Origin of the sequence: Phenylobacterium sp. (assembly GCF_037968635.1) — a bacterium.
Classification (GTDB): Bacteria; Pseudomonadota; Alphaproteobacteria; order Caulobacterales; family Caulobacteraceae; genus Phenylobacterium.
Genome location: NZ_JBBKVV010000107.1, coordinates 21,202 through 40,847, shown reverse-complemented (window position 1 = coordinate 40,847; position 19,646 = coordinate 21,202). Strand labels below are relative to the sequence as shown.

Below are 19,646 nucleotides of genomic sequence, written 5' to 3'. Positions count from 1 at the left end.
GAGCTGGCGGCGCGGGTTCCGGCGTCGCGGGAGCCGGCGGAACAGGAGATACGGGCGGCGGCGGCGGCGGCGGCGGCGGGCTCGGAGGCACAGGCGCCGGCGGCGCGACAGTCGGGTCGGGCTTGAGCACCAGCACCGCGATCCAGGCGATGGGCCGCCCGGTGGTGATCGGACCGCCGGAGAGTGCTCGCTCCGTCTTGGTGACCGTGTCGCCGACATTGCCGCCGATGGAATGGACGACGCGCTTGGGCGCCAGGGCCACCTGACTGACGACGTCGCAATGGCTCTCGTAGGAGTAGGCCCCCTTGCTGGCCGATGCGTTCTCAACCCCGGCCAGGACCTGCGGGAAGGACCGCACCGGGCTGGCGTTGCGCGAATAGCAGATCACGTCGCCGACCCGTGGCGCGATCCAGCTGGGATCGCAGGGCAGGTAGGCATAGGCGGCGCGCTTGAAGCCATAGCCGTCGATGGCGGCCTGGATGTAGCCCGCATGGGCCGCGGCCGGGCGGAACTGGTCGCTCGTCAGGCCCGCCCGTTTCATCACCGAAGATACGAACACCGCCGACCACGGCAGCGACGAGGTGCTGGAGCGTTTGATGGCCCCGGCGATGGCCCGGGCCGAGGTCGTGCCGGCCCCGAACTTGGCGTTGGCGGCGTCGATGTTGGACTTGCTGTTGGCCTTCAGGATCTGCGGATTGCCGCTCTTGATCACCACCTCGTAAGGGAAGGTCAGCATGCTGTCGTAGCCGGTGAAGGCCCAGAATTGCCAGACGGCGTCCCAGGAGAGCGAACCGGCCAGCGCCCCGTCGCCCTGTTTCTCGATCACCGCGTCGGCGGCGGTCTCCTTGACCCGGCCGTAGCCGAACTTGGCCCACTGGTCGGTGGCGACGCGGGCGATCTCGGTTCCGATCGGCGGCGGCGGCTTGGCGGCGGCCGAGACGCAGGCCGCCTTCAACTGGATGCGGTCGATGACATAGCCCGCCGCCCGGGCCGGGGGCGGGGCGGCCACCACACTGGTGGCCAGGGCTCCGGCGAGCATCAAGGCCCTCATGGCTGGCCTCCCGGGCAGCCGGGCAGGAAGACCACGTCGCAGGGCGGAACGTAGGCCTCATCGGTCAGGCCGACGTCGGAGGCTTTCAGCCGGCTGTTCTTGATCCAGGAGGTGCGCTCCACCTCGTCCAGGCCCTCCTGGCCGACCGCGTCGATGAAGTGGACCGCGTCGCGGCCGATCTGGTAGCTGCGCGCGCCGGGCGAGGAGAAGGGGGTGACGTTGGCGATCAGCCGCCGCGCCTGCCAGTTGGTCATCTGGCCGGCGCGCACCGTGGCCGCCAGGTCGGCGATCTGCGCCTCGGTCAGGGGCGGATAGTCCAGGGACCGGTCGAGGAAGTAGGCGAAGTCCATCTTGGTGGGTTTCAGGCCCGCCCGCGCATAGAGGTCGTAGTGCCTGGCGATGCGACGGCCCAGATAACCGTTCGGCCCCAGGAAATAGCCGTCATAGCCGGCGCGAATCTCCGGATGGCCCGCCAGCCTGGCGAAGATGATCCGGAAGTTTTCCCGGCGTTCGGAGTCTTCGAACACGGGCTTGAGAATGTCCGCCGCGCCGGCGCACCACTCGGGCCTTGACTGGTCGGTCAGTTGGTCCAGCAGCGGACCTTCCTCGGCGAAGGCCTCGCGCACCATCGGCCCGGTGACGGCGCCCGCGGTCAGCACGGTCAGCACCCGCTGGAAGGTGCAGCCATGGCCCGCCGTGGACTTGTACGGGCCCCAGCTGAAGATCGCCGCCGGATCGGCGCTGGTGAATCCCGAGCCCCGGTCCCAGTCCCACAGGGTGCGGTCATAGTCCGGCGTCAGCGGCGCGGCGCCGAAGGCGATCACCTTTGCGCGGTCCAGGGGCGAGGGCAGGGGCTGATCCATGATCTTGGCCCACAGCTTTTCGTCGGCGGCTCCGACGGGCGTGGTCTTCTCGAACCAGCGCTTGCGGCAGCTACGGAGGGCGGCCAGCGCCTCGGCAGAGGCCCTGTCCAGCCGGTTGGGAGACATCTGCAGCGGCGCGGCGACCGAGGGATCGACCTTCTTGCAGGACTCCAGCTCGCGCGCGACGGCCTGGGACAAGGGGCTGACGAAGCCCCAGTTGGAGTCCGTCAGCCGCCAGGTCCGCGCCTGGGCGCTGAGGTTCACATAGGCCGGCGCGCGGATCAGCACGCCGGCGGCGGCCGGCATGGCGCAGGCCAGCCAGGCGCCCAGTCCGATGATCAGGTGTGCGGAGCGGTTCCACGCCATGACACTCAACCCCCAAGGGTGGAGCGTCGCGCGCGAACGTAGTTAGGTCAACGCCTCAGCTTCGCCATTTCAGGACGGCGGCCTCGACGGGATTTCGGAAGGTGCGGCCCTCCTTGCGGCTGGCGGTCCATTCGCGTTTCAGCTGCTGATACCACTTGGCCTGGCGGTCGGCGTCATCGATCCACAGCAGGGACGGATCGTAGCGCAGGCCCTCGTTCTGCAGGTTCACCATGTCGCCGTCCTGGCGCAGGAAGATCCGCGCGCCCCAGGCCACGAAGGGCTTGAGGAAGAAGAAGGCCGGGTGATCGGACCAGACGATCTGGGTGATCTTGGTCTGGGTCTCGTTGACCGGGGTCAGGCAGGTCAGCGACAGCACCTGGCGCTTGCCGACGGTGACATGCTCCCAGCGCAGGCCGGGGATGCGGAAGGTGATCTCGGTCAGCGGCTCACCGCCCAGGATGGCGTAGGCGCGGCTGTTCTTCGACGGCTCGTGGCGGACCATGGCGAAGCCCTGCTCGCGGGGCTCGAATTTCTTGGCCTTGTCGTGCTGGCTCTTGGCCGAGCGCCACCACCACTGCTGGTGAACATAGGGGCCGTGGGCCGGATCCATCAGCCCCACCACCGCGTGGTCGATATGGGCGTCGAACACCATGCGATCCACCAGCTTTGGCGCGCCGCCCACCACGCCCTCGAACACTGGCGGCGGCTCGCCGGGCTCACCGTCGAAGCGCGGATCGGAGCTCACCCAGACGAAGACCAGACCCTGGCTCTCGGCGGCCGGATAGCGGCGTACGCGGATGCGGCTGGTGTCCATCGCCTGCTCGGCCACCAGGGACGGGATCGCGGTGCAGGCGCCGTCCGCCCCGAACCGCCAGCCGTGATAGGGGCAGGCCACCACCTCGCGGCCATCGGCCTCGGTGGTCAAAATCCCTGCGGAAAGTGGCGCGGCCCGATGCGGACAGATGTCCTTCATGGCGTGCACCGCGCCCTTGCGGTCGCGATATATCAGCACCGGTTCGCCCAGCAGCTCATAGCGGGCCAGCTTGCCGGGCTTCAGGTCGCTGGAGAGCGCCGCGAAATACCAGATATCGCCCAGGAACCCGCGCCCGAACCGGTTGTCGGCGGCAGGAGCTTTCGCGGGCTTGGTGTCACCGTCGGCCATGCGAGCCTTCTAGCCGATCATGCGACACGTATGAAGGCTGCGGCGTACGACCCGAGCCGGAGCTTGCCGTCCGCGCGGGTGACATCGCCCGCCGACACGGCCAGCAGATCGCCACCGGTCCCGAAACTCGCCGCCGCCTCGCCCATGTTGAAGACGCAAACGATCGTCTCGTCGCCTTCGGTCCGGGTGAAGGCCAGCACCTGGCCCGTCGCCGGCAGCATGGTGATGTCGCCCCGCGTCAGGGCCGCCGAGCTCTTGCGCAGGGCGATCAGGGCCTTGGAGAAGGCCAGGGTCGAATTGGGGTCCGCCGCCTGGGCCGCCACCGTCAGGTCACGGTGCTCCGGCGCGCTGGGCAGCCAGGGCTTGGCGCTGGAGAAGCCGAGGTTCGCGCCCGGCGTCCACGGCATCGGCGTGCGCGAGCCGTCGCGGCCCTTGGAGATCGGCCAGTAGAGGTCGCCCACCGGATCGCGGATTTCCGTGCGCGTCAGGCTCTGGGCCTGCGGCAAGCCCAGCTCCTCGCCTTGATACAGCAGCGTCGTACCCTTCAACGACAGCAGCAGGGCCAGCATCAGCCGCGCGATCGCCTCGCCGCCGCCGAACCGGGTGGCGGTGCGCATGATGTCGTGGTTGCAGAAGGAGATGCAGGGCCAGTGCCCGGGATGGCGCGCCAGGGTCTCGAAGTGGTCGCGGAAGATCTGCGGGTTCAGCTTGCGGGCATGCAGCAGCACGAAGGTATAGGCCGAGTGCAGGCCGTCTTCCGGCGTGCAATAGGCGCCGCAGCGCTCCTCCTCCTCCGAGAACTCCCCGAACACGAAGCGGTCGCCATGGCGGTCCACCCGGGTGCGGATCTCGTCCAGCAGCGGGATGTTTTCCGGCAGGTTCGAGTCATTCAGGTGAACCTGCATCTCGCTGGCGTGGGCCCAGTGGTGGCGGGTGCGGTCGGATGCTGGCACGGCGGGATTATCGGTCAGGGTGTCGTCGTGCAGGAAGGTGCCGGCCACATCCAGGCGGAAGCCGTCGATCCCCTTGGCCAGCCAGAAGTCCAGCACGCTGATGGCGGCTTCCTTGGCGTCGGGGTTGCGCCAGTTCAGCTTGGGCTGCTGGCGCAGGAACTTGTGGTGATAGTGCTGCCGGCGCGCCGGCTGATAGGCCCAAGCCGGGCCGCCGAACACCGAGAGCCAGTTGTTGGGCGCGGTGCCGTCGTCGGCCGGATCGGCCCAGACGTACCAGGACGCCTTCTCCCCCTGCGCCCCGCCGTCGCGGCTGGCCGCGAACCAGGCGTGCTCGTCGGAGGTATGGGACAGCACCTCGTCCAGCATCACCTTCAGGCCGCGCCCGTGGGCGGCGTCCACCAGGGCCTCGAGGTCGGCCATCGATCCGTAGTCGGGATGCACGCCCTCGAAGTCGGAGACGTCATAGCCCCAGTCGCGGTTGGGCGAGGGGTGGATCGGCGACAGCCAGATGGCGTCGACCCCCAGGTCGGCGATGTAGTCCAGCTTGGCCGTGACGCCTGCAAGGTCGCCGTGGCCGTCGCCGTCGGAGTCAAAGAAACTCCGGACATAGATGTGATAGACGACCGCGCCCTTCCACCAGGGCGCGGCCGACATCCTCAGGCCTCGTCGGCGCGGCTGATGATGCGCGAGACGATGCCGTATTCCTTGGCCTTCTCGGCGCCCATCCAGAAGTTCCGGATCGTGTCCTTGACCACCTTGTCATAGGGCTGGCCGGTCTCGCGCGCGATCATGCGGTTGACCCGCTCCCGCATCTTCACGATTTCCTCGGCCTCGATCTCGATGTCCGAGGCCTGGCCGCGCACCCCGCCCGAGGGCTGGTGCAGCAGGAAGCGGGTGTTGGGCAGGCACATCCGGTTTTCCTTCGGCGCGCCCAGATAGATGTGGGCGCCGGCGCTGGCGACCCAGCCGGTGCCGATCATCTTCACCTTGGGGCCGCAGAAGGTGATCATGTCGTGGATGGTGTCGCCGCTCTCGACGTGGCCGCCGGGGGAATTGACGATCACCCGGATGTCGGCGTCGCTGTCGTTGGACAGGGCCAGGAGCTGGGCGGTGACCCGCTCGGCCAGCCGCATGTCGATCTCGCCGAAAATCAGCACCGTGCGGGACTTGTAGAGCCCGTTCTGCACCGGGCCCGCCGTCATCGGCATGTCGGGCTTGCGGGCGCCGTCTTCGCCCTCGTCGTCTTCGTCCAACCGCCAATTGCGCATCAAGTCGTCTCCAGGTCTCGAGTTGGACGGAACGTGCGTTGCGCCGCAGCGGATCGCAAGGTCTGCAGGGTTAAGATCGGCTGTTTTATTGGGCGAAACCGGCGGACGTGTCGTCGCGGGCTACCGCGCCGCCGTCGCGATCAGGCGGGCGTAGAACTGCACGCACTGCTCCAGGTTGGCCAGCGACAGGTGCTCGTTGGTGCCGTGGATCATCGTCGTGTCGGCCAGCGAAAAGGTCATCGGCTGGAAGCGATAGACGTCGTTGGCCACGCCGGCCAGGTAGCGGCTGTCGGTGCCGGCGGTCACCAGGCCCGGCGCGACGGGCGCCTTGGCCAGGTCGCCCGCCACCGCGGCGATGGTCTTCCAGCCGAGCGACCGGGTCGACGACACCGGCGACGGCTCGTCGGGGGTCTTCACCCAGGTCAGGTCCACGGGCAGATCGCCGACCGCCGCCCTGGCCTGGGCCATCACCTTGGCCGAGCTGTCTCCGGGCGCGATGCGATAGTTGATCCAGGCCGTCGCGTCCTGCGGCAGCACGTTCTCCTTGGGGCTGCCCTTCAGCATGGTGGGCGCGATGGTGGTGTGCAGCAGGGCCGCGCCCGCCGGGGTCGAGGCGGTCTGGGCCACGAGCAGCGGGCGGAACAACCAACTGTTGGCCACCGCCATCCGGATCGGCAGGGGCCCGCTGGGCGCCAGGCTGGTGAGCATGGCCGCGCCGGGGCCCGAAAATTTCATCGGGAAGGGTCGCTCGGCGATGGCGGTGACGGCCTTGGAGAGCGTCACCACCCCACCCCCGTCCTTGGGCGGCGCCGAGGAGTGCCCGCCGGGGGCGCGGGCGGTGATCTTCAGGGTGGCGTAGCCCTTCTCGGCCAGGCCGATCAGCGCCACCGGCCCGCCGGTGATCGGGTTGTCGGAGATCACCGCCTGGCCCTCGTCCAGCACGAACTCGGCGCGGATTCCCTTGGTCTTCATCCAGGCCGCCGCGGCCCGGGCCCCCTCGCCGCGCACCTCCTCGTCGTGGCTGGAGATGATCATCACCGTCCGGCGCGGCGCGAAGCCCTGCCTGGCCAGGATCTCGGCGCCCTCGAACAGGGTGACCAGTGACCCCTTGTCGTCCACCGCGCCCCGGCCCCAGACCGCGCCCTGCGCGATCACGCCGGCGAAGGGCGGGTGTTTCCAGTCGGCCTCGGTGCCGGGCGTCACCGGCACCACGTCCTGGTGGGCCATCAGCACGATGGGCGGCAGGGCGGGATCGGACCCTTTCCAGGTGTAGATCAGGGTGTGGCCGGCCACGACCTCCCGGCTCATGGCCGCGTGGGCGGCGGGGTAGGTGGCCTGCAGCCAGGCGTGCAGCCGGTCCCATTCGGCGGGCTGGTCATCGGCCCTGTCCTGGTGGCTGATGGTCCGGATCTGGATGGCCTGGGACAGGTGCTGGGCGGCCATGGCCCGGTCCACGGTCACCGCCGGCGCCAGCTTCACGCTGGAGAGATCGGCCGCCGCCGGCGCCTTGAAGGTCGCGGTGCGCACCGCGATCACACCCACCAGCAGGACCGCGGCCCCGCCCACGCCCAGGCCGATCCTCGCCAAGGTTTTCATCATCCCGCCCCCAAGTGATTTTCGACCCTAGGCGCTTCTCGCAAGGTGAGGAAAGGGGTGTGCTAGGCTGCTTGCCGCCAGACCGAGGAAACCATGATCAAGCTTCGCCGTTAGTCACCCCATGGCCTACCGCGCGCCCCGTCATCCCCACATCGAAAAGCATGCCCGCCACCAGACCCTGATGGCCCGCGTGGTCGGCCTGGTGCTGATCTGGGGCATCGTCGGGATCATGGCCCTGCTGGCCGAACGCAGCATCCCGGCCCAGCACCTGCCCTGGAAGACGCTCAGCGTCATCGATCCCGTCGGCGTGGCCACCAAGGCCAAGGCCGCCCGCACCGGCGAGGACGCCGCCGCCTGCCGCGCGGTGCTCACCCAGGGGGGCATCTCCTTCAAGGAGGTGCAGGAGGTCTCCGCCGACGGCATGTGCCAGGTGCGCGACGCCCTGCGCTTCACCGGCGGCATGGCGCCGTTCAAGCCCGCCGACGTCTCCATGACCTGCAAGGAGGCGCTCGCCGTCTCCATCTGGGAACGCCAGGTGGTGCAGCCCGCCGCCTTCGAGGTGCTGGGGGAGGCTGTGGTGGCCATCGACAACTACGGCTCCTACGCCTGCCGCCGCATCTACGGCCAGGCCGAGGGTCCGATCAGCGAGCACGCCAGCGCCAACGCCCTGGACGTCGCCGGTTTCCGCCTGGCCAACGGTGAGACCATCAGCGTGCTGAAGGACTGGAGCGATCCCGGGCCGAAGGGCCGCTTCCTGCGCCGCATCCGCGACGGCGGCTGCCGCGTCTTCATCACCGTGCTCTCGCCCGACTACAACGCCGCCCACGCCAACCACCTGCACCTGGACATGGGCGGCGGGGCGCTCTGCCGGTAATTCCGCTCGCGGAACAAAGCCAGAATTAACACAAAATTCACCATGGTTAACAGATGGAACTGAGGGTGAACGAACCGAGTCCGAATCAGAGGCGCTGACCTGAGATCCTCCCCCAGCGCGGCAGCGCGATGTGGGGGAGGTGGACCGCGTCGCGGACGCGGGACGGAGGGGGATCGCCGTAGGCGACACCTTCGAGCTCAAAACAAGAGTCAAAGTCCCCCTCAGTCAGCTTCGCTGACAGCTCCCCCAGGAGGGGAGCATCATCAGGCCATCGCCCCTTCCTTCACCCCTTGAGCCACAACCCGCCGCCGGGCCCGCACCCCCTCGGCCAGCCGTTCCAGCACCGCCACCGAGGTGTCCCAGTCGATGCAGCCGTCGGTGATGCTCTGGCCATAGACGAGGGGCTGGCCGGCCACGAGGTCCTGGCGGCCCGCCTCGATGTGGCTCTCCACCATCACGCCCACGATACGCTGCTCGCCGCCCGCCAGTTGCCGGGCGACCTCATCCATCACCTTGGGCTGGTTGGCGGGGTCCTTGGACGAGTTCGCGTGGCTGGCGTCGATCATGATCGACGCGCGCAGGCCCGATTTCTCGATCACGGCCGCCGCCGCCGCCACGCTGGCGGCGTCATAGTTGGTGGTGGTCCCACCCCGCAGCACCACGTGGCAGTCCTCGTTGCCGGTAGTGGCGGCGATGGAGGAGCGGCCGTCCTTGCTCACCGCCAGGAAATGGTGCGGCGCGCTTGCGGCCTTGCAGGCGTCGACGGCGATCTTCACGTCGCCGCCGGTGCCGTTCTTGAAACCCACCGGGCAGGAGAGGCCCGAGGCCATCTCGCGGTGCACCTGGCTCTCAGTGGTCCGCGCCCCGATCGCGCCCCAACCCACCAGGTCGGCCACATACTGGGGCGTGATCACGTCCAGGAACTCCACCGCCGCCGGCAGCCCCATGTCGTTGATGTCCAGCAACAGGCCGCGGGCCAGGCGCAGGCCCTCATTGATGCGGAACGTGCCGTCCAGATAGGGATCGTTGATCAGCCCCTTCCACCCGACCGTGGTCCGGGGCTTTTCGAAATAGACGCGCATCAGGATTTCCAGCTCGCCGCCGAAGCGCTGGCGCTGCTTCAGCAGGCGGCCCGCATAGTCCATGGCGGCCTCCGGGTCGTGGATGGAGCAGGGGCCGATCACCACCGCCAGCCGGTCGTCCTGGCCGTGCAGGATGGCGTGCAGGGCGTGGCGGGCGGCGGTCACCGTCACGCTGGCCGAGGGCGTGCGGGCGAACTCGGCCATCACCTGGGACGGCGGGCTGAGCTCGGTAAGGCTGGTGATGCGAAGGTCGTCGGTGCTGGACATGGGGATCTCCGGGTCGGGGAGGTCACCGTGGCGGGCATAAAAAAACCGCCAGGGTGACTGGCGGTGGGTGGGTGCTTGTCTAGGACGCTGTCACGTCAAGCCAAGACCTTCCTCCGCCAGAGGCGTCGGAAAGCTAAAATACCAGGCTTGGGCGGCGGTGCGGGTCATGACAGAAACCGCGATACACCAGCTTTTCCACGGAGTCACCCCGGTGAGCGCCCCCCTCCGCACCACCACCGTCGGCGTCCCCCCCGCCGAGATCGAGATCGGCGAGGCCCTGGCCCGCAGCCTGCTGGCCGCCCAGCATCCCGACCTCGCCCACCTGCCCATCACCCTTGTGGCCTCCGGCTGGGACAACGACATGTTCCGTCTTGGCGACGACATGGCCGTGCGTCTGCCCCGTCGGCTGGCCGGCGTGGAACTGATCGCCAACGAGCAACGATGGTTGCCGACCCTGCCGCGCCTGCCCCTGCCGATCCCCGCACCCCTGAGGCTGGGCGTCCCCGGCGAGGGCTATCCCTGGCCCTGGAGCATCCTGCCCTGGATGCCCGGCGGTCCGGTGGATCTCGACCCTTTGCGCGCCGACCAGGCACCGGTGCTGGCCGGGTTCCTCAAGGCTCTGCACCAGCCGGCGCCCGCCGAGGCGCCGCGCAACGCCCATCGCGGCGTGCCGCTGGCCGACCGGCTGGACTATCTCACGCCCCGCATCGCCCGGCTGGCGGCGGAGACGGGTTTTATAACCCCGCGTATCCGTGAGGTCTGGGAGCGCGCGCTGGTCACCCCCATCGACGTCGAGGCGACCTGGCTGCACGGCGACCCCCACGCCCGCAATGTGCTGTCGCAGGACGGCCGCCTGACCGCCGTCATCGACTGGGGCGACATGTGCCGCGGCGATCGCGCCACCGACCTCTCCAGCCTCTGGATGCTGCTGCCGGACATCGCCGCGCGCCACGCCGCCATGGCCGCCTACGGCGCCAGCGACGCCACCTGGGCGCGGGCCGCCGGGTGGGCGGTGAACTACGCCGTGGTGCTGGCCGACTCCGGCCGCGTCAATGACCCGCGCCTCCTGGCCATGGGGGTGAAGACCTTCGCGATGCTGGAGGCGGGCGACTGAGGGCGGGGGTTGTGTGGCCTACGGCCATCCCCCTCCGTCTCGTCGCTGGCGCGCCGATCCACCTCCCCCACATCGGCGCGACGAGCCTGGGGGAGGATCTTAGGTCGGCGCCGTCTCAAGATCCTCCCCCAGCGCGTCAGCGCGATGTGGGGGAGGTGGCAGCCGGCGAAGCCGGATGTCGGAGGGGGATCGACGTAGTCGACACCGTTCTCGTCACCACATGCTCGCCGCCGCCCGGGCGGGCCATTCGGCGTCGTAGTCGGCTCCGCCCTGAACCCCGGCGCTCGCCGCGCTCAGCATCTGTCCGGCGCTGGGCAACCGCGCCGGATCCACATGCTTCTCCGGATTCCAAAGATCCGCCCGGATGACCGCCCGCGCGCACTGGAAGAAGACGGTGTCGATGGCGATCACGATCACGCAGCGCGGCGGCTTTCCCTCCATGTGGAAAGCCTCCAGCAAACTCTTGTCCGTCCGCAGCTCCGCCCGGCCGTTCACGCGCAAGGTCGAGCCCGACCCGGGGATCAGGAACAGCAACGCCACGCGCGGGTCGCGCACGATGTTCCGCAGCGAGTCGGCCCGGTTGTTTCCCCGCCGGTCGGGCATCAGCAAGGTCCGCGCATCGGCGATCCGCACCACCTGGCCGGCGTCGCCGCGCGGCGAGCAGTCCAGCCCCTCCGGCCCGACCGTCGCCAGGGCGGCGAAGGGCGAGGCGGTGATCACCGCGGCGTATTCTCCATTCAGGTGATCCAGCTCCTTCAAGGTGGAGGAGGGGCCGGGCAGGCCGTAGATCGCTTCCAGGTCTTCGATCGTGGTCAGGGCGGTCATATGTGAGCTTTCATCACCAGATCGTCACCATGACCCAGGAATTCCGCCAACAAAATTGACTAGTCGGCCGTCTTCGGTGAGAAATTCTCACAGATGCGCCAGCTTCCGCCCCTCTCGGCCCTGCGGGCCTTCGACGCCACCGCTCGCCTGGGGTCGGTGACCCGCGCCGCCGAGGAGCTTGGCCGCACCCACGGGGCCGTCAGCCGCCAGATCCGCGGGCTGCAGGACCATCTGGGGGCGCCCCTGTTCGACAAGGCCGGCGCGGGCCTGCGCCTCAATGCTCAGGGCCAGGCCCTGCACGCCGTGGTCGCCGAGGCTCTCGACCGCCTGGAGCAGGGCTGGCGCCGGGCGCGCGACGAGGCCCGCGGTCCTGGCGTCCACGTCGCCTGCAGCGCCACCTTCGCCACCCGCTGGCTTGCCCCGCGACTGGCCGATTTCTACAGGGGCCACCCGGAGGTCCGGGTCCGCCTCTCCATGACCTCGGCCCGCGAGATGCGCGACGAGGGCGCCGACCTGGTGATCGCCTGGGACTGGAAGGGCTTCCCCGCCGCCGACCGGGCCCGCGCCATCCCCCTGGCGCCGGTGGCCTTCGGCCCGGTCTGCGCGCCGGGCTACCCCTTCGACGAGGTGCTGGGCGCGGAGATCGCCGTGCCCTGCCGCATCGACCACGACTTCACCTCCAGCGCCTGGGACCAGTGGGCCGCCGCCACCGGCCGCAGAGTGAGCGGCGCGACCGAGCTGAGCTTCCCCCACACCCATCTCTGCATCGAGGCGGCCATCACCGGCCTCGGCGTCGCCTTGGTGGAGCGCCGGCTGATCAGCGCCGAACTGGCCGACGGACGGCTGCGCGCGCCCTGCGGCTTCGTGGTTTTCGGGCAAGGCTTGGTGGCTATTCCGTCGGGAGACAGATACCAGTCGGCCTCGGCCAGCCTTTTCATCGATTGGCTGGCGACGGCGCTTGCCGGCGGTTGACGGTCGTTTCGGCGATCGACAGCCCCCGGGCCTCGGCTAGTCGTAGCCAAGGGTGCGCTGATATCTTGGAAAACGTCATGGTCGAAACTGTCCTGGCCCGGCTGCGCGCCGCCACCTCCGAAGCGCAACTGCGTCTGGAAACTCGGCTTGACCTGATCGAGCGCATCGCCATCCCGGACGAACGCCGCCGGCTGGTGGAGCGCTTCCAGGCCCTGCACCTTGGGGCCGAAGGGGTGATGGCCCCGCTGCTCTCGGGCATCGTCGGCCTCGGCTATGCCGGCCGCCGCCGGTCGGTGGAACTGGCCAGCGACCTGGCCGTCCTCGGCGGGCAGACTCAGTCGGGGCGCCGCATCGCCACCCCCTCCAACGCCGCTGAGGCCATGGGCCGCCTCTATGTCCTGGAGACCATGACCCAGAGCGCCAAGGCCGTGGCCCGCCAGGTCACCGCACGGGGCATGAATATGAGGGGCCTGTCCTTCCTCGACCCCTATGGCGCGGAGACCGGTGAGCGCTGGCGCAAGTTCGTGCTGATCCTGGAGCGTGAGGGCTCGGTCTCGGAAAAGGCCGGCGACGACATGGTGCGCGGCGCGGTGACCGGCTTTGTCCAGGCCGAGCGCTGGCTGTGCGACACCGCCTCGGCCCTTCCCGTTGCGCCGGCCACCACCTCGGCCTGACATCGAGGGTGCGTGCCGGCGCCGTCTGTGACAGCCTGCCGCCAGGAGGATCGCCCATGACCACCCCCTGGCTGGAAGACGCCCGCGCCCTGCAATCCAAGACCGTCGCTTTCCGGCGCGATATCCACCAGCACCCGGAGCTTGGCCTGGACCTGCCCCGCACCACTGCGGCGGTGAGATCGGCCCTGCAGGGCCTGGATGTCGACATCGTCCAGGGGACCTCCAACTCCGGCCTGATCGTCACCCTGAAGGGCGACCCGGCCGGCGCCACCATCCTGCTGCGCGGCGACATGGACGCCCTGCCGATGGACGAGGACACCGACGTGCCGTTCAAGTCGCGGACGCCCGGCGCCATGCACGCCTGCGGTCACGACGCCCACACCGCCATGCTGGTCTCCGCCGTCCACCTGATGCACGCCCACCGTGACCGTTTGGCCGGCACCGTGAAGTTCATGTTCCAGCCGGGCGAGGAGGGCGACTTCGGCGCCCGTCACATGATCGAGGACGGCCTGCTGGACCTGGCGCCTGCCCCCACCGCAGCCTTCGCCATCCACATCAGCCCCAATATTCCGTCGGGCGTCATCGCCTCCAAGCCCGGCGCCTTCATGGCCGCCCCCGATCAGATCGCCATCTCCATCAAGGGCCAGGGCGGCCACGCCTCCACCCCCCACCTGGCCCGCGACCCGATCCCGGTGGCCGCCGAGATGGTCATGGCGCTGCAGGCTTTGGTGGCCCGGCGCATCGACGCCTTCGATCCGGTGGTCCTGACCATCGCCAAGATCGAGGCCGGCACCACCCACAACGTCATCCCCGAGAGCGCCCACATGCTGGGCACCCTGCGCTCCTTCTCCGAACGCTCCCGCGCCAAGGCCCACGAGGGCATTCGCCGCATCGTCACCAAGATCGCCGAGGCCCACGAGATGGAGGGGACGGTGGAGATCACCGCCGGCTACCCCGTCACCGTCAACAACGCCGCCTTCGTCGAGCGGGTGAAGGGCGTCACCACCGCTCTGCTGGGCGAAAAGGGCTATCGCGACATGCCAAGCCCGGTGATGGGGGCCGAGGACTGGTCCTACGTCCTCCAACGCCTGCCCGGCTGCATGGTCTTCCTCGGCGTCGCTCCGACGGACGTAAAGCCCGCCCACGCCCACTCGTGCCATTCCAACCGCATGGTCATGGACGAGGACGCCATGGCCCACGGTGTGGCCCTGCACGCCGCCATCGCCGAGCAATATCTGGCGAGCGCCCGCTAGAGCCCCTTCAGCCAGGGAATCAGCCGGGCGTTCACCTCGGCGGGGCGCTCCTGCTGGGTCCAGTGGCCGCAGCCCTCCAGGATGTCGGCGCCGCGCAGGTCGGTCATCTGCTCGCCCATGATCTCCAGCAAGTTGCCGCGCCCCAGCATGGAGAGCACCAGGTCGCGCTCGCCGCCGATGAACAGGCTGGGCTGCTCGATCTTCCGACCCTCGAACGTGCTCAGATACTCGAAGTCCCGCTGGTGGTTGCGGTAGCGGCTGACCGGCCCGAAGAACCCCGACCCCGCGAATTCGCTCGCGTAATAGTCCAGGTCGGCGTCGCTCAGCCAGGCGGGGAAGGGATCGGGGTCCACCAGTCCGTCGAGCAGGCTCTGGCCGTGGACCTTGTCGTTGGGCCAGGTCCCGTCCGGGGCGTCGCCGCTGATGGCGTAGTAGAACTTGCGGAGGCTCATGCGCGGGTCGGCTTCCAGCTCGGCCTCGGCCGGCCCCACGTTCTGGAACCAGGCCTGGTAGAAGAACTTGCCCCGGCTGGTGAACACCTTGTCCACCAGCTCCATGAAGCTGGTCTTGGGGATGCCCGTATAGGGCACCGACAGGCCGGCCACCGCGCGCACCCTGTCGGGCCGGATCAGGGCCGAGTGCCAGACGATGGGCGCCCCCCAGTCGTGGCCCACCAGCACCGCCTTCTCGCCCGGCGTCAGATGCTCGATCAGGGCGGCCACGTCGCCCACCATGTGTTCCATGTCATAGGCTGCAATGTCGGCGGGCTTGGCCGAGCCGCCATAGCCGCGCACGTCGATGGCGCAGGCGGTGAAGCCGGCGTCCGCGATCGGCCCCATCTGGTGGCGCCAGCTGTACCAGCTCTCCGGAAAGCCGTGGACCAGGACCACCAGCGGCCCCTGGCCCTCCATGGCGACCCGCAGCGAAAGGTCGGGCAGGTCGATCGTGCGAAACTCGGGCATGGGCTGTTCTCCTGAGCGGGCAGGCTAGGCCCATGCCGCCGGGGCCGCCAAACGCAAAAAAGCCCGCCGGGGTGGGCGGGCTTTTCGGCTGGGCGTCCCCGACTGGGGAGGAAGAGACGTCCTAGCGGGCGGCGAGTTCCGAGCGGCCGTAGGCGGCGATCTGGCTGCGCTGGCGCTCGGAGAGCTTGTCCATCGCCTCGGCGCGGACCGCCTCGATGCAGCCCTGCATCTTGACCAGGCGGGTCCCGGTGGCGGGGGTCTGGGCGGCGCAGACGCTGGTGGCCAGCCTGTCCAGGCTTTGCTCGAAGGCCGCCACGCCGGCGGCGGTGGAAAGGTCGCCGACCTTCAGGCTCATCGGTGCGGCGTGGGCCGCGGTGGTCAGGGCCAGCATCGGAATGGCGGCCAGGGCCAGGGAAGCGATGCCGGAAACGGTCTGGGTCAGCTTGAACATGGGGTGGTCCCTCTAAGGTCTTCGATGTGGTGGGCGGCGACACGCCGCCGATGACTTCGAGATACGAGGGTCGACTTGGGAAGTCTTGTGAATACCAGGTAATGACAGAGATTTAAGGGAGTTACCGAACGTACATACATGACAGCCGAGTAACAGTACTTAACGGGGGTGTAATGTTTGGGGTGCGGCGCCTCCTTCTCCCCTTGCGGGAGAAGGTGTCAGCGAAGCTGACGGATGAGGGGTCGCGCGTCCCTCTCAGAATAGTATCCGTCATCCCGGGCGACCCGCAGGGGAGACCCGGGACCCAGGGGGATTGATTGCGGCCCCTGGGTCCCGGCTCTCCGCGTCGCTGCGGCCGGGATGACGTAGTGGGTTATGCCGATAGGCCTTTCGACCCCTCATCCGACCCTGCGCCGCAGGGCCACCGTCGAGAGCGAGCCGGGCTACTCAAGCCCGGCTATGCGGTTCGCCAACGATTTGGCGAAACGCCGCTCTCGACCCCGCAAGGGGAGAAGGAAGCGCCGTTACGGATTCACCGCCAGCCAGATCACATGCCGCGCGCCGCGCTTGCCGCCGCCGGCGCGGACCGGGACCACGTCGACGGAAAACCCCGCCGACCTCAGCCGCTTGGTGAAGGCCTCGCTCGGCGCCGAGGACCACACCGCCAGCACGCCCTTGGGCGCCAGCGCCGCCCGCGCCGCCGCCAGCCCCCGGCGGTCATACAGCGCGTCATTGCCCTTGCGGCTCAGCCCCTCGGGCCCGTTGTCCACGTCCAGCAGGATGGCGTCATAGGCCTTGGCGCCGGCGCCGATCGCCAGCCCAACATCCCCCAGCACGACCCGCACCCGGGGGTCTTCCAGGCAACCGGCCGACAGATGCGCCATCGGCCCGCGGGCCCAGTCCACCACCTGCGGGACCAGTTCCCCCACCACCACCTTCGCCGATGGCCCGAGCGCCCCCAGCGCCGCCCGCAGGGTGAAGCCCATGCCATAGCCGCCGATCAGCAGCCGCGCGGCGGGCCCCACCCGCGCGATCACCAGGGTGGCCAGCGCCGCCTCCGACCCGCTCAGCCGGCTGTTCATCAGCTCGATGGACCCGGCCATGATCGAATATTCGGCGCCCCGCCGCATCAGCCGCAGCTCGCCCCCCTCATCAGGCACGGTGGCGGTGTCGAGGTGTTCCCAGGGGATCATGGCGTCCTTCTAGCCCCTGGACACGTAACCTCGCCAGCCGCCGCGCGAACTGATCTGATAGACGCCCAAGGAGCCCGCCATGACCCGCCTGCTGCTCACCGCCGCCGCCGCTCTCTCCAGTCTTGCCAGCCTGGCCGGCGCCGCCCACGCCCTGACCAGTCTGACCACCGCGGTGTTCGCCGCGCCTGCGCCCCGCGTCTCCATCGCCCCGGAGATCGCCCAGGCCAACGCTCTGCGCCAAGCCGGGATCGCCAAGACGTCGGTGGACCACAGCTTCTCTGGGACCGCCACGGCCTCTCTCGGCTTCCTCTGCGGCCTGCAGCCCCGCGCCAACGAGGCCATCGGCTCGGCCCACGGCTTCGACAGCCAGGGCCGGTTCCTCGGCGCCAAGCTCAGCTTCGCGTTCCGCTGATGGATATCCGCATCCTGGGCGCGGGCGACGAGGCCCTGCTGATCGCCGCCGTCGACCTCTCCGACGAGGGCCCGATCGGCCGTGAGGCCGCGTCCCGTCACCTGGCCGATCCCGACCTGGTCAATGTCGTGGCCATCGAGGACGGCGCGCCCGTCGGCTTCATCTACGGCCACGTCCTGCGCCGCTTCGAGGCCACCAGCTTCTTCATCTACTCGGTGGATGTCGACGAGGCCTACCAGCGCCGGGGCCTGGCCAAGGCCATGCTCGCCGCCCTGAGCGACCTGGGCGCCACCGGCCGCTGGGACGAGATGTTCGTCTTCACCAACGCCGACAACGACGCCGCCATGGCCCTCTACGCCAGCGCCGGCGGCGTCCGCCCCAACCCCGACGACGTCATGTTCGACTTCGACTGAAGGGTCCTTCTCCCCTTGCGGGAGAAGGTGGCCCTGCGGAGCAGGGTCGGATGAGGGTTGATAAGCCTCTCGGGTTGGGGGGTTTCGAGGTGCGCGGAGAGGGGAGAGCGACCCCTCATCCGACCGGTCTCCGACCGGCCACCTTCTCCCGCAAGGGGAGAAGGGACCGAAGGTCTTAAGCCCGCGGCATCCGATACAGCCCGCAGATCTTGTTCCCGTCCGGATCGCGCAGATAGGCCAGGTACAGGCCCGAACCCTCGCGCTCGCCGGGCGGCTCTTCGATGGCCGTGCCGCCATTGGCCACACCCGCCGCATGCCAGGCGTCGGCCTGTTCGGCGGACTCACAGGCAAACCCGATGGTCCCGCCATTGGGCGCCGAGGCCGGCTCGCCGTCGATGGGCTTGGTCACCGAGAACACCCCGGTCTTGGTCCGGTAGAACACGCGGCGCCCGCCGTCGATATTCCCCGCCGGCACGCCGAGCGTCCCCAGCACCGCGTCATAGAAGGTCTTGGACCGCTCGACGTCGTTGGTCCCGATCATGATATGCGAAAACATGGCGCTCTCCCGTTGGTGTGTTGCTGGGAGTGTTTCTAGGGCGCGGGGTGCGTGCCTGACAACGGCCCTTGTCGATCAGGGATTGCGCTCACGCTCCAGAATTTCTGTAGTTACAGTAAATGTCGGTGGGCCGCAGGCCACCGCCAAGGACGCGAAATGTCAGGGAACAAGAAAACGCCCATCTGGACTGATCCCGATGACGCGCCCGAACTGACCAACGACGTCTTCGCGCGCGCGGAGTTGAAGGACGGCGACCGCATCCTGCGTCCCGCCCAGGGGACGCTCACCAAGCGCGGCCGCCCCAAGCTCGACAATCCCAAGCGTCAGATCACCCTCCGCCTCGACAGCGATCTCATCGACCGCCTGCGGGAGTCGGGGCCGGGCTGGCAGAGCCGGATCAACGAGATTCTACGCAAGGCCGTTTAGCGCCGCGCTAGCGGTCGGACCATACCCAACCCCCGAACCCTTGACGCAACGTCGCCCTCTCCCGCAAATGCGCGAAACCAAACAAACGTTTTAAGGGAGCTGCGCTCATGGGTGAGCTGTTCGATCTGACCGGCAAGGTCGCTGTCATCACCGGGTCCTCGCGGGGGATCGGCAAGGCCATCGCCCAGCGCATGGCCGAGCACGGCGCCAAGGTCACCATCTCCTCGCGCAAGGCCGGGCCCTGCGAAGAGGTGGCCGCGCAGATCAACGCCAAGCACCCGGGCGCCGCCATCGCCGTCCCCGCCAACATCTCCTCGAAAGACGATCTGCAGCGCCTGGTGGACGAGACCCGCAAGGCCTTCGGCAAGATCGACATCGTGGTCTGCAACGCCGCGTCCAACCCCTATTACGGGCCGATGAGCGGCATCCCCGACGACGCCTTCCGCAAGATCCTCGAGAACAACATCATCGCCAACAACTGGCTGATCAACATGACGTCCGAGGAGATGAAGGCCAACAAGGACGGGGCCATCGTCATCATCTCGTCCATTGGCGGCCTGCGCGGCACCTCGGTGATCGGCGCCTACGCCATCTCCAAGGCCGCCGACATGCAGCTGGCCCGCAACCTCGCCCAGGAGCTGTCGCCCCACAATATCCGGGTCAACTGCATCGCGCCGGGCCTGGTGAAGACCGACTTCGCCAAGGCGCTGTGGGACACCCCGGCCGGCGAGGCCCGCGCCAGCTCCGGCACCCCCCTGCGCCGCCTGGGCGAGCCCGACGACATCGCCGGCGCCGCGGTCTTCCTGTCCTCCAAGGCCGGCTCCTGGATGACCGGCCAGACCGTGGTCATCGACGGCGGCTCGACGTCCTGATCACCCCAATTCCTCCCCCACATCGGCCTGCGGCCTGGGGG

The 19,646-nt window shown here is 69.0% G+C and carries 21 protein-coding genes; 9 read left to right on the top strand and 12 right to left on the bottom strand.

The window, feature by feature from the left end:
* The 6 genes from AAC997_RS13045 to AAC997_RS13020 all read right to left on the bottom strand — a co-directional run.
* On the bottom strand, positions 1 to 1,051 hold a 1,051-nt coding region (locus tag AAC997_RS13045; protein ID WP_340646132.1), incomplete at its 3' end, for a DUF2272 domain-containing protein.
* On the bottom strand, positions 1,048 to 2,280 hold the full coding sequence (locus AAC997_RS13040; protein WP_340646131.1) for a hypothetical protein: 1,233 nt from the start codon (positions 2,278 to 2,280) through the stop codon (positions 1,048 to 1,050). The genes AAC997_RS13040 and AAC997_RS13045, both read right to left, overlap by 4 nt.
* A gap of 55 nt (positions 2,281 to 2,335) precedes the next feature.
* Positions 2,336 to 3,442 carry an aromatic ring-hydroxylating dioxygenase subunit alpha gene (locus AAC997_RS13035; protein WP_340646130.1) on the bottom strand — a complete coding sequence of 369 codons (1,107 nt, stop codon included), beginning with the start codon at positions 3,440 to 3,442 and terminating at the stop codon, positions 2,336 to 2,338.
* 17 nt (positions 3,443 to 3,459) lie between these two features.
* A complete protein-coding gene (locus AAC997_RS13030; protein ID WP_340646129.1) occupies positions 3,460 to 5,049 on the bottom strand; it encodes an alpha-amylase family glycosyl hydrolase in 1,590 nt (529 codons plus the stop codon).
* Between the two features lie 2 nt (positions 5,050 to 5,051).
* Positions 5,052 to 5,663 (bottom strand): ATP-dependent Clp protease proteolytic subunit, encoded by a 612-nt coding sequence (locus AAC997_RS13025; RefSeq protein ID WP_340646128.1) that lies wholly within the window; start codon positions 5,661 to 5,663, stop codon positions 5,052 to 5,054.
* Between the two features lie 120 nt (positions 5,664 to 5,783).
* Entirely contained in the window at positions 5,784 to 7,259 is a 1,476-nt protein-coding gene (locus tag AAC997_RS13020) for a M20 family peptidase (protein ID WP_340646133.1), read from the bottom strand.
* A gap of 121 nt (positions 7,260 to 7,380) precedes the next feature.
* Between AAC997_RS13020 and AAC997_RS13015 the strand changes: the two genes are divergently transcribed.
* Complete coding sequence (locus AAC997_RS13015) at positions 7,381 to 8,133, top strand: extensin family protein (RefSeq protein WP_340646127.1); 753 nt, start codon at positions 7,381 to 7,383, stop codon at positions 8,131 to 8,133.
* A 263-nt stretch (positions 8,134 to 8,396) separates the two neighbouring features.
* Here AAC997_RS13015 and AAC997_RS13010 read toward each other — a convergent pair whose 3' ends face one another.
* Complete coding sequence (locus tag AAC997_RS13010; RefSeq protein WP_340646126.1) at positions 8,397 to 9,482, bottom strand: 3-deoxy-7-phosphoheptulonate synthase; 1,086 nt, start codon at positions 9,480 to 9,482, stop codon at positions 8,397 to 8,399.
* A gap of 211 nt (positions 9,483 to 9,693) precedes the next feature.
* Between AAC997_RS13010 and AAC997_RS13005 the strand changes: the two genes are divergently transcribed.
* Positions 9,694 to 10,596, top strand: coding sequence for an aminoglycoside phosphotransferase family protein (locus tag AAC997_RS13005; protein WP_340646125.1), 903 nt, complete (start codon positions 9,694 to 9,696; stop codon positions 10,594 to 10,596).
* A gap of 213 nt (positions 10,597 to 10,809) precedes the next feature.
* Here the strand turns inward: AAC997_RS13005 and AAC997_RS13000 are convergent, their stop codons facing one another.
* On the bottom strand, positions 10,810 to 11,421 hold the full coding sequence (locus AAC997_RS13000) for a pyridoxamine 5'-phosphate oxidase family protein (RefSeq protein WP_340646124.1): 612 nt from the start codon (positions 11,419 to 11,421) through the stop codon (positions 10,810 to 10,812).
* Between the two features lie 93 nt (positions 11,422 to 11,514).
* Here AAC997_RS13000 and AAC997_RS12995 point away from each other — a divergent pair, with 93 nt between their 5' ends.
* The 3 genes from AAC997_RS12995 (at position 11,515) to AAC997_RS12985 (ending at position 14,320) form a co-directional block, all read left to right on the top strand.
* Positions 11,515 to 12,393: a LysR substrate-binding domain-containing protein gene (locus AAC997_RS12995; RefSeq protein WP_340646123.1), complete on the top strand. Its 879-nt coding sequence runs from the start codon at positions 11,515 to 11,517 to the stop codon at positions 12,391 to 12,393.
* A gap of 77 nt (positions 12,394 to 12,470) precedes the next feature.
* The gene (locus tag AAC997_RS12990) at positions 12,471 to 13,067 is read left to right on the top strand and encodes a biliverdin-producing heme oxygenase (RefSeq protein WP_340646122.1); all 597 of its coding nucleotides are present in this window, start codon (positions 12,471 to 12,473) and stop codon (positions 13,065 to 13,067) included.
* A 56-nt stretch (positions 13,068 to 13,123) separates the two neighbouring features.
* A complete protein-coding gene (locus tag AAC997_RS12985) occupies positions 13,124 to 14,320 on the top strand; it encodes a M20 family metallopeptidase (RefSeq protein WP_340646121.1) in 1,197 nt (398 codons plus the stop codon).
* Here the strand turns inward: AAC997_RS12985 and AAC997_RS12980 are convergent.
* The 3 genes from AAC997_RS12980 to AAC997_RS12970 form a co-directional block, all read right to left on the bottom strand.
* Positions 14,317 to 15,282 carry an alpha/beta hydrolase gene (locus AAC997_RS12980; RefSeq protein ID WP_340646120.1) on the bottom strand — a complete coding sequence of 322 codons (966 nt, stop codon included), beginning with the start codon at positions 15,280 to 15,282 and terminating at the stop codon, positions 14,317 to 14,319. The two genes, AAC997_RS12985 and AAC997_RS12980, sit on opposite strands and share 4 nt — an antisense overlap.
* Positions 15,283 to 15,403: 121 nt before the next feature.
* Positions 15,404 to 15,733, bottom strand: a complete 330-nt coding sequence (locus AAC997_RS12975; protein WP_340646119.1) for a UrcA family protein — start codon at positions 15,731 to 15,733, stop codon at positions 15,404 to 15,406.
* 524 nt (positions 15,734 to 16,257) lie between these two features.
* Positions 16,258 to 16,926 carry a spermidine synthase gene (locus AAC997_RS12970; protein WP_340646118.1) on the bottom strand — a complete coding sequence of 223 codons (669 nt, stop codon included), beginning with the start codon at positions 16,924 to 16,926 and terminating at the stop codon, positions 16,258 to 16,260.
* Between the two features lie 79 nt (positions 16,927 to 17,005).
* Here AAC997_RS12970 and AAC997_RS12965 point away from each other — a divergent pair, with 79 nt between their 5' ends.
* Positions 17,006 to 17,338 carry a hypothetical protein gene (locus tag AAC997_RS12965; protein ID WP_340646117.1) on the top strand — a complete coding sequence of 111 codons (333 nt, stop codon included), beginning with the start codon at positions 17,006 to 17,008 and terminating at the stop codon, positions 17,336 to 17,338.
* On the top strand, positions 17,338 to 17,751 hold the full coding sequence (locus AAC997_RS12960; RefSeq protein ID WP_340646116.1) for a GNAT family N-acetyltransferase: 414 nt from the start codon (positions 17,338 to 17,340) through the stop codon (positions 17,749 to 17,751). Before AAC997_RS12965 ends, AAC997_RS12960 begins: the two co-directional genes overlap by 1 nt.
* A gap of 175 nt (positions 17,752 to 17,926) precedes the next feature.
* On the opposite strand, the gene AAC997_RS12955 is transcribed toward AAC997_RS12960, so the two are convergent.
* Positions 17,927 to 18,307: a VOC family protein gene (locus AAC997_RS12955; protein ID WP_340646115.1), complete on the bottom strand. Its 381-nt coding sequence runs from the start codon at positions 18,305 to 18,307 to the stop codon at positions 17,927 to 17,929.
* Positions 18,308 to 18,463: 156 nt separating this feature from the next.
* Here AAC997_RS12955 and AAC997_RS12950 point away from each other — a divergent pair, with 156 nt between their 5' ends.
* Positions 18,464 to 18,733: a BrnA antitoxin family protein gene (locus AAC997_RS12950; protein WP_340646114.1), complete on the top strand. Its 270-nt coding sequence runs from the start codon at positions 18,464 to 18,466 to the stop codon at positions 18,731 to 18,733.
* Positions 18,734 to 18,840: 107 nt separating this feature from the next.
* A complete protein-coding gene (locus AAC997_RS12945; protein WP_340646113.1) occupies positions 18,841 to 19,605 on the top strand; it encodes an SDR family oxidoreductase in 765 nt (254 codons plus the stop codon).
* The last annotated feature ends 41 nt before the right edge of the window (positions 19,606 to 19,646 follow it).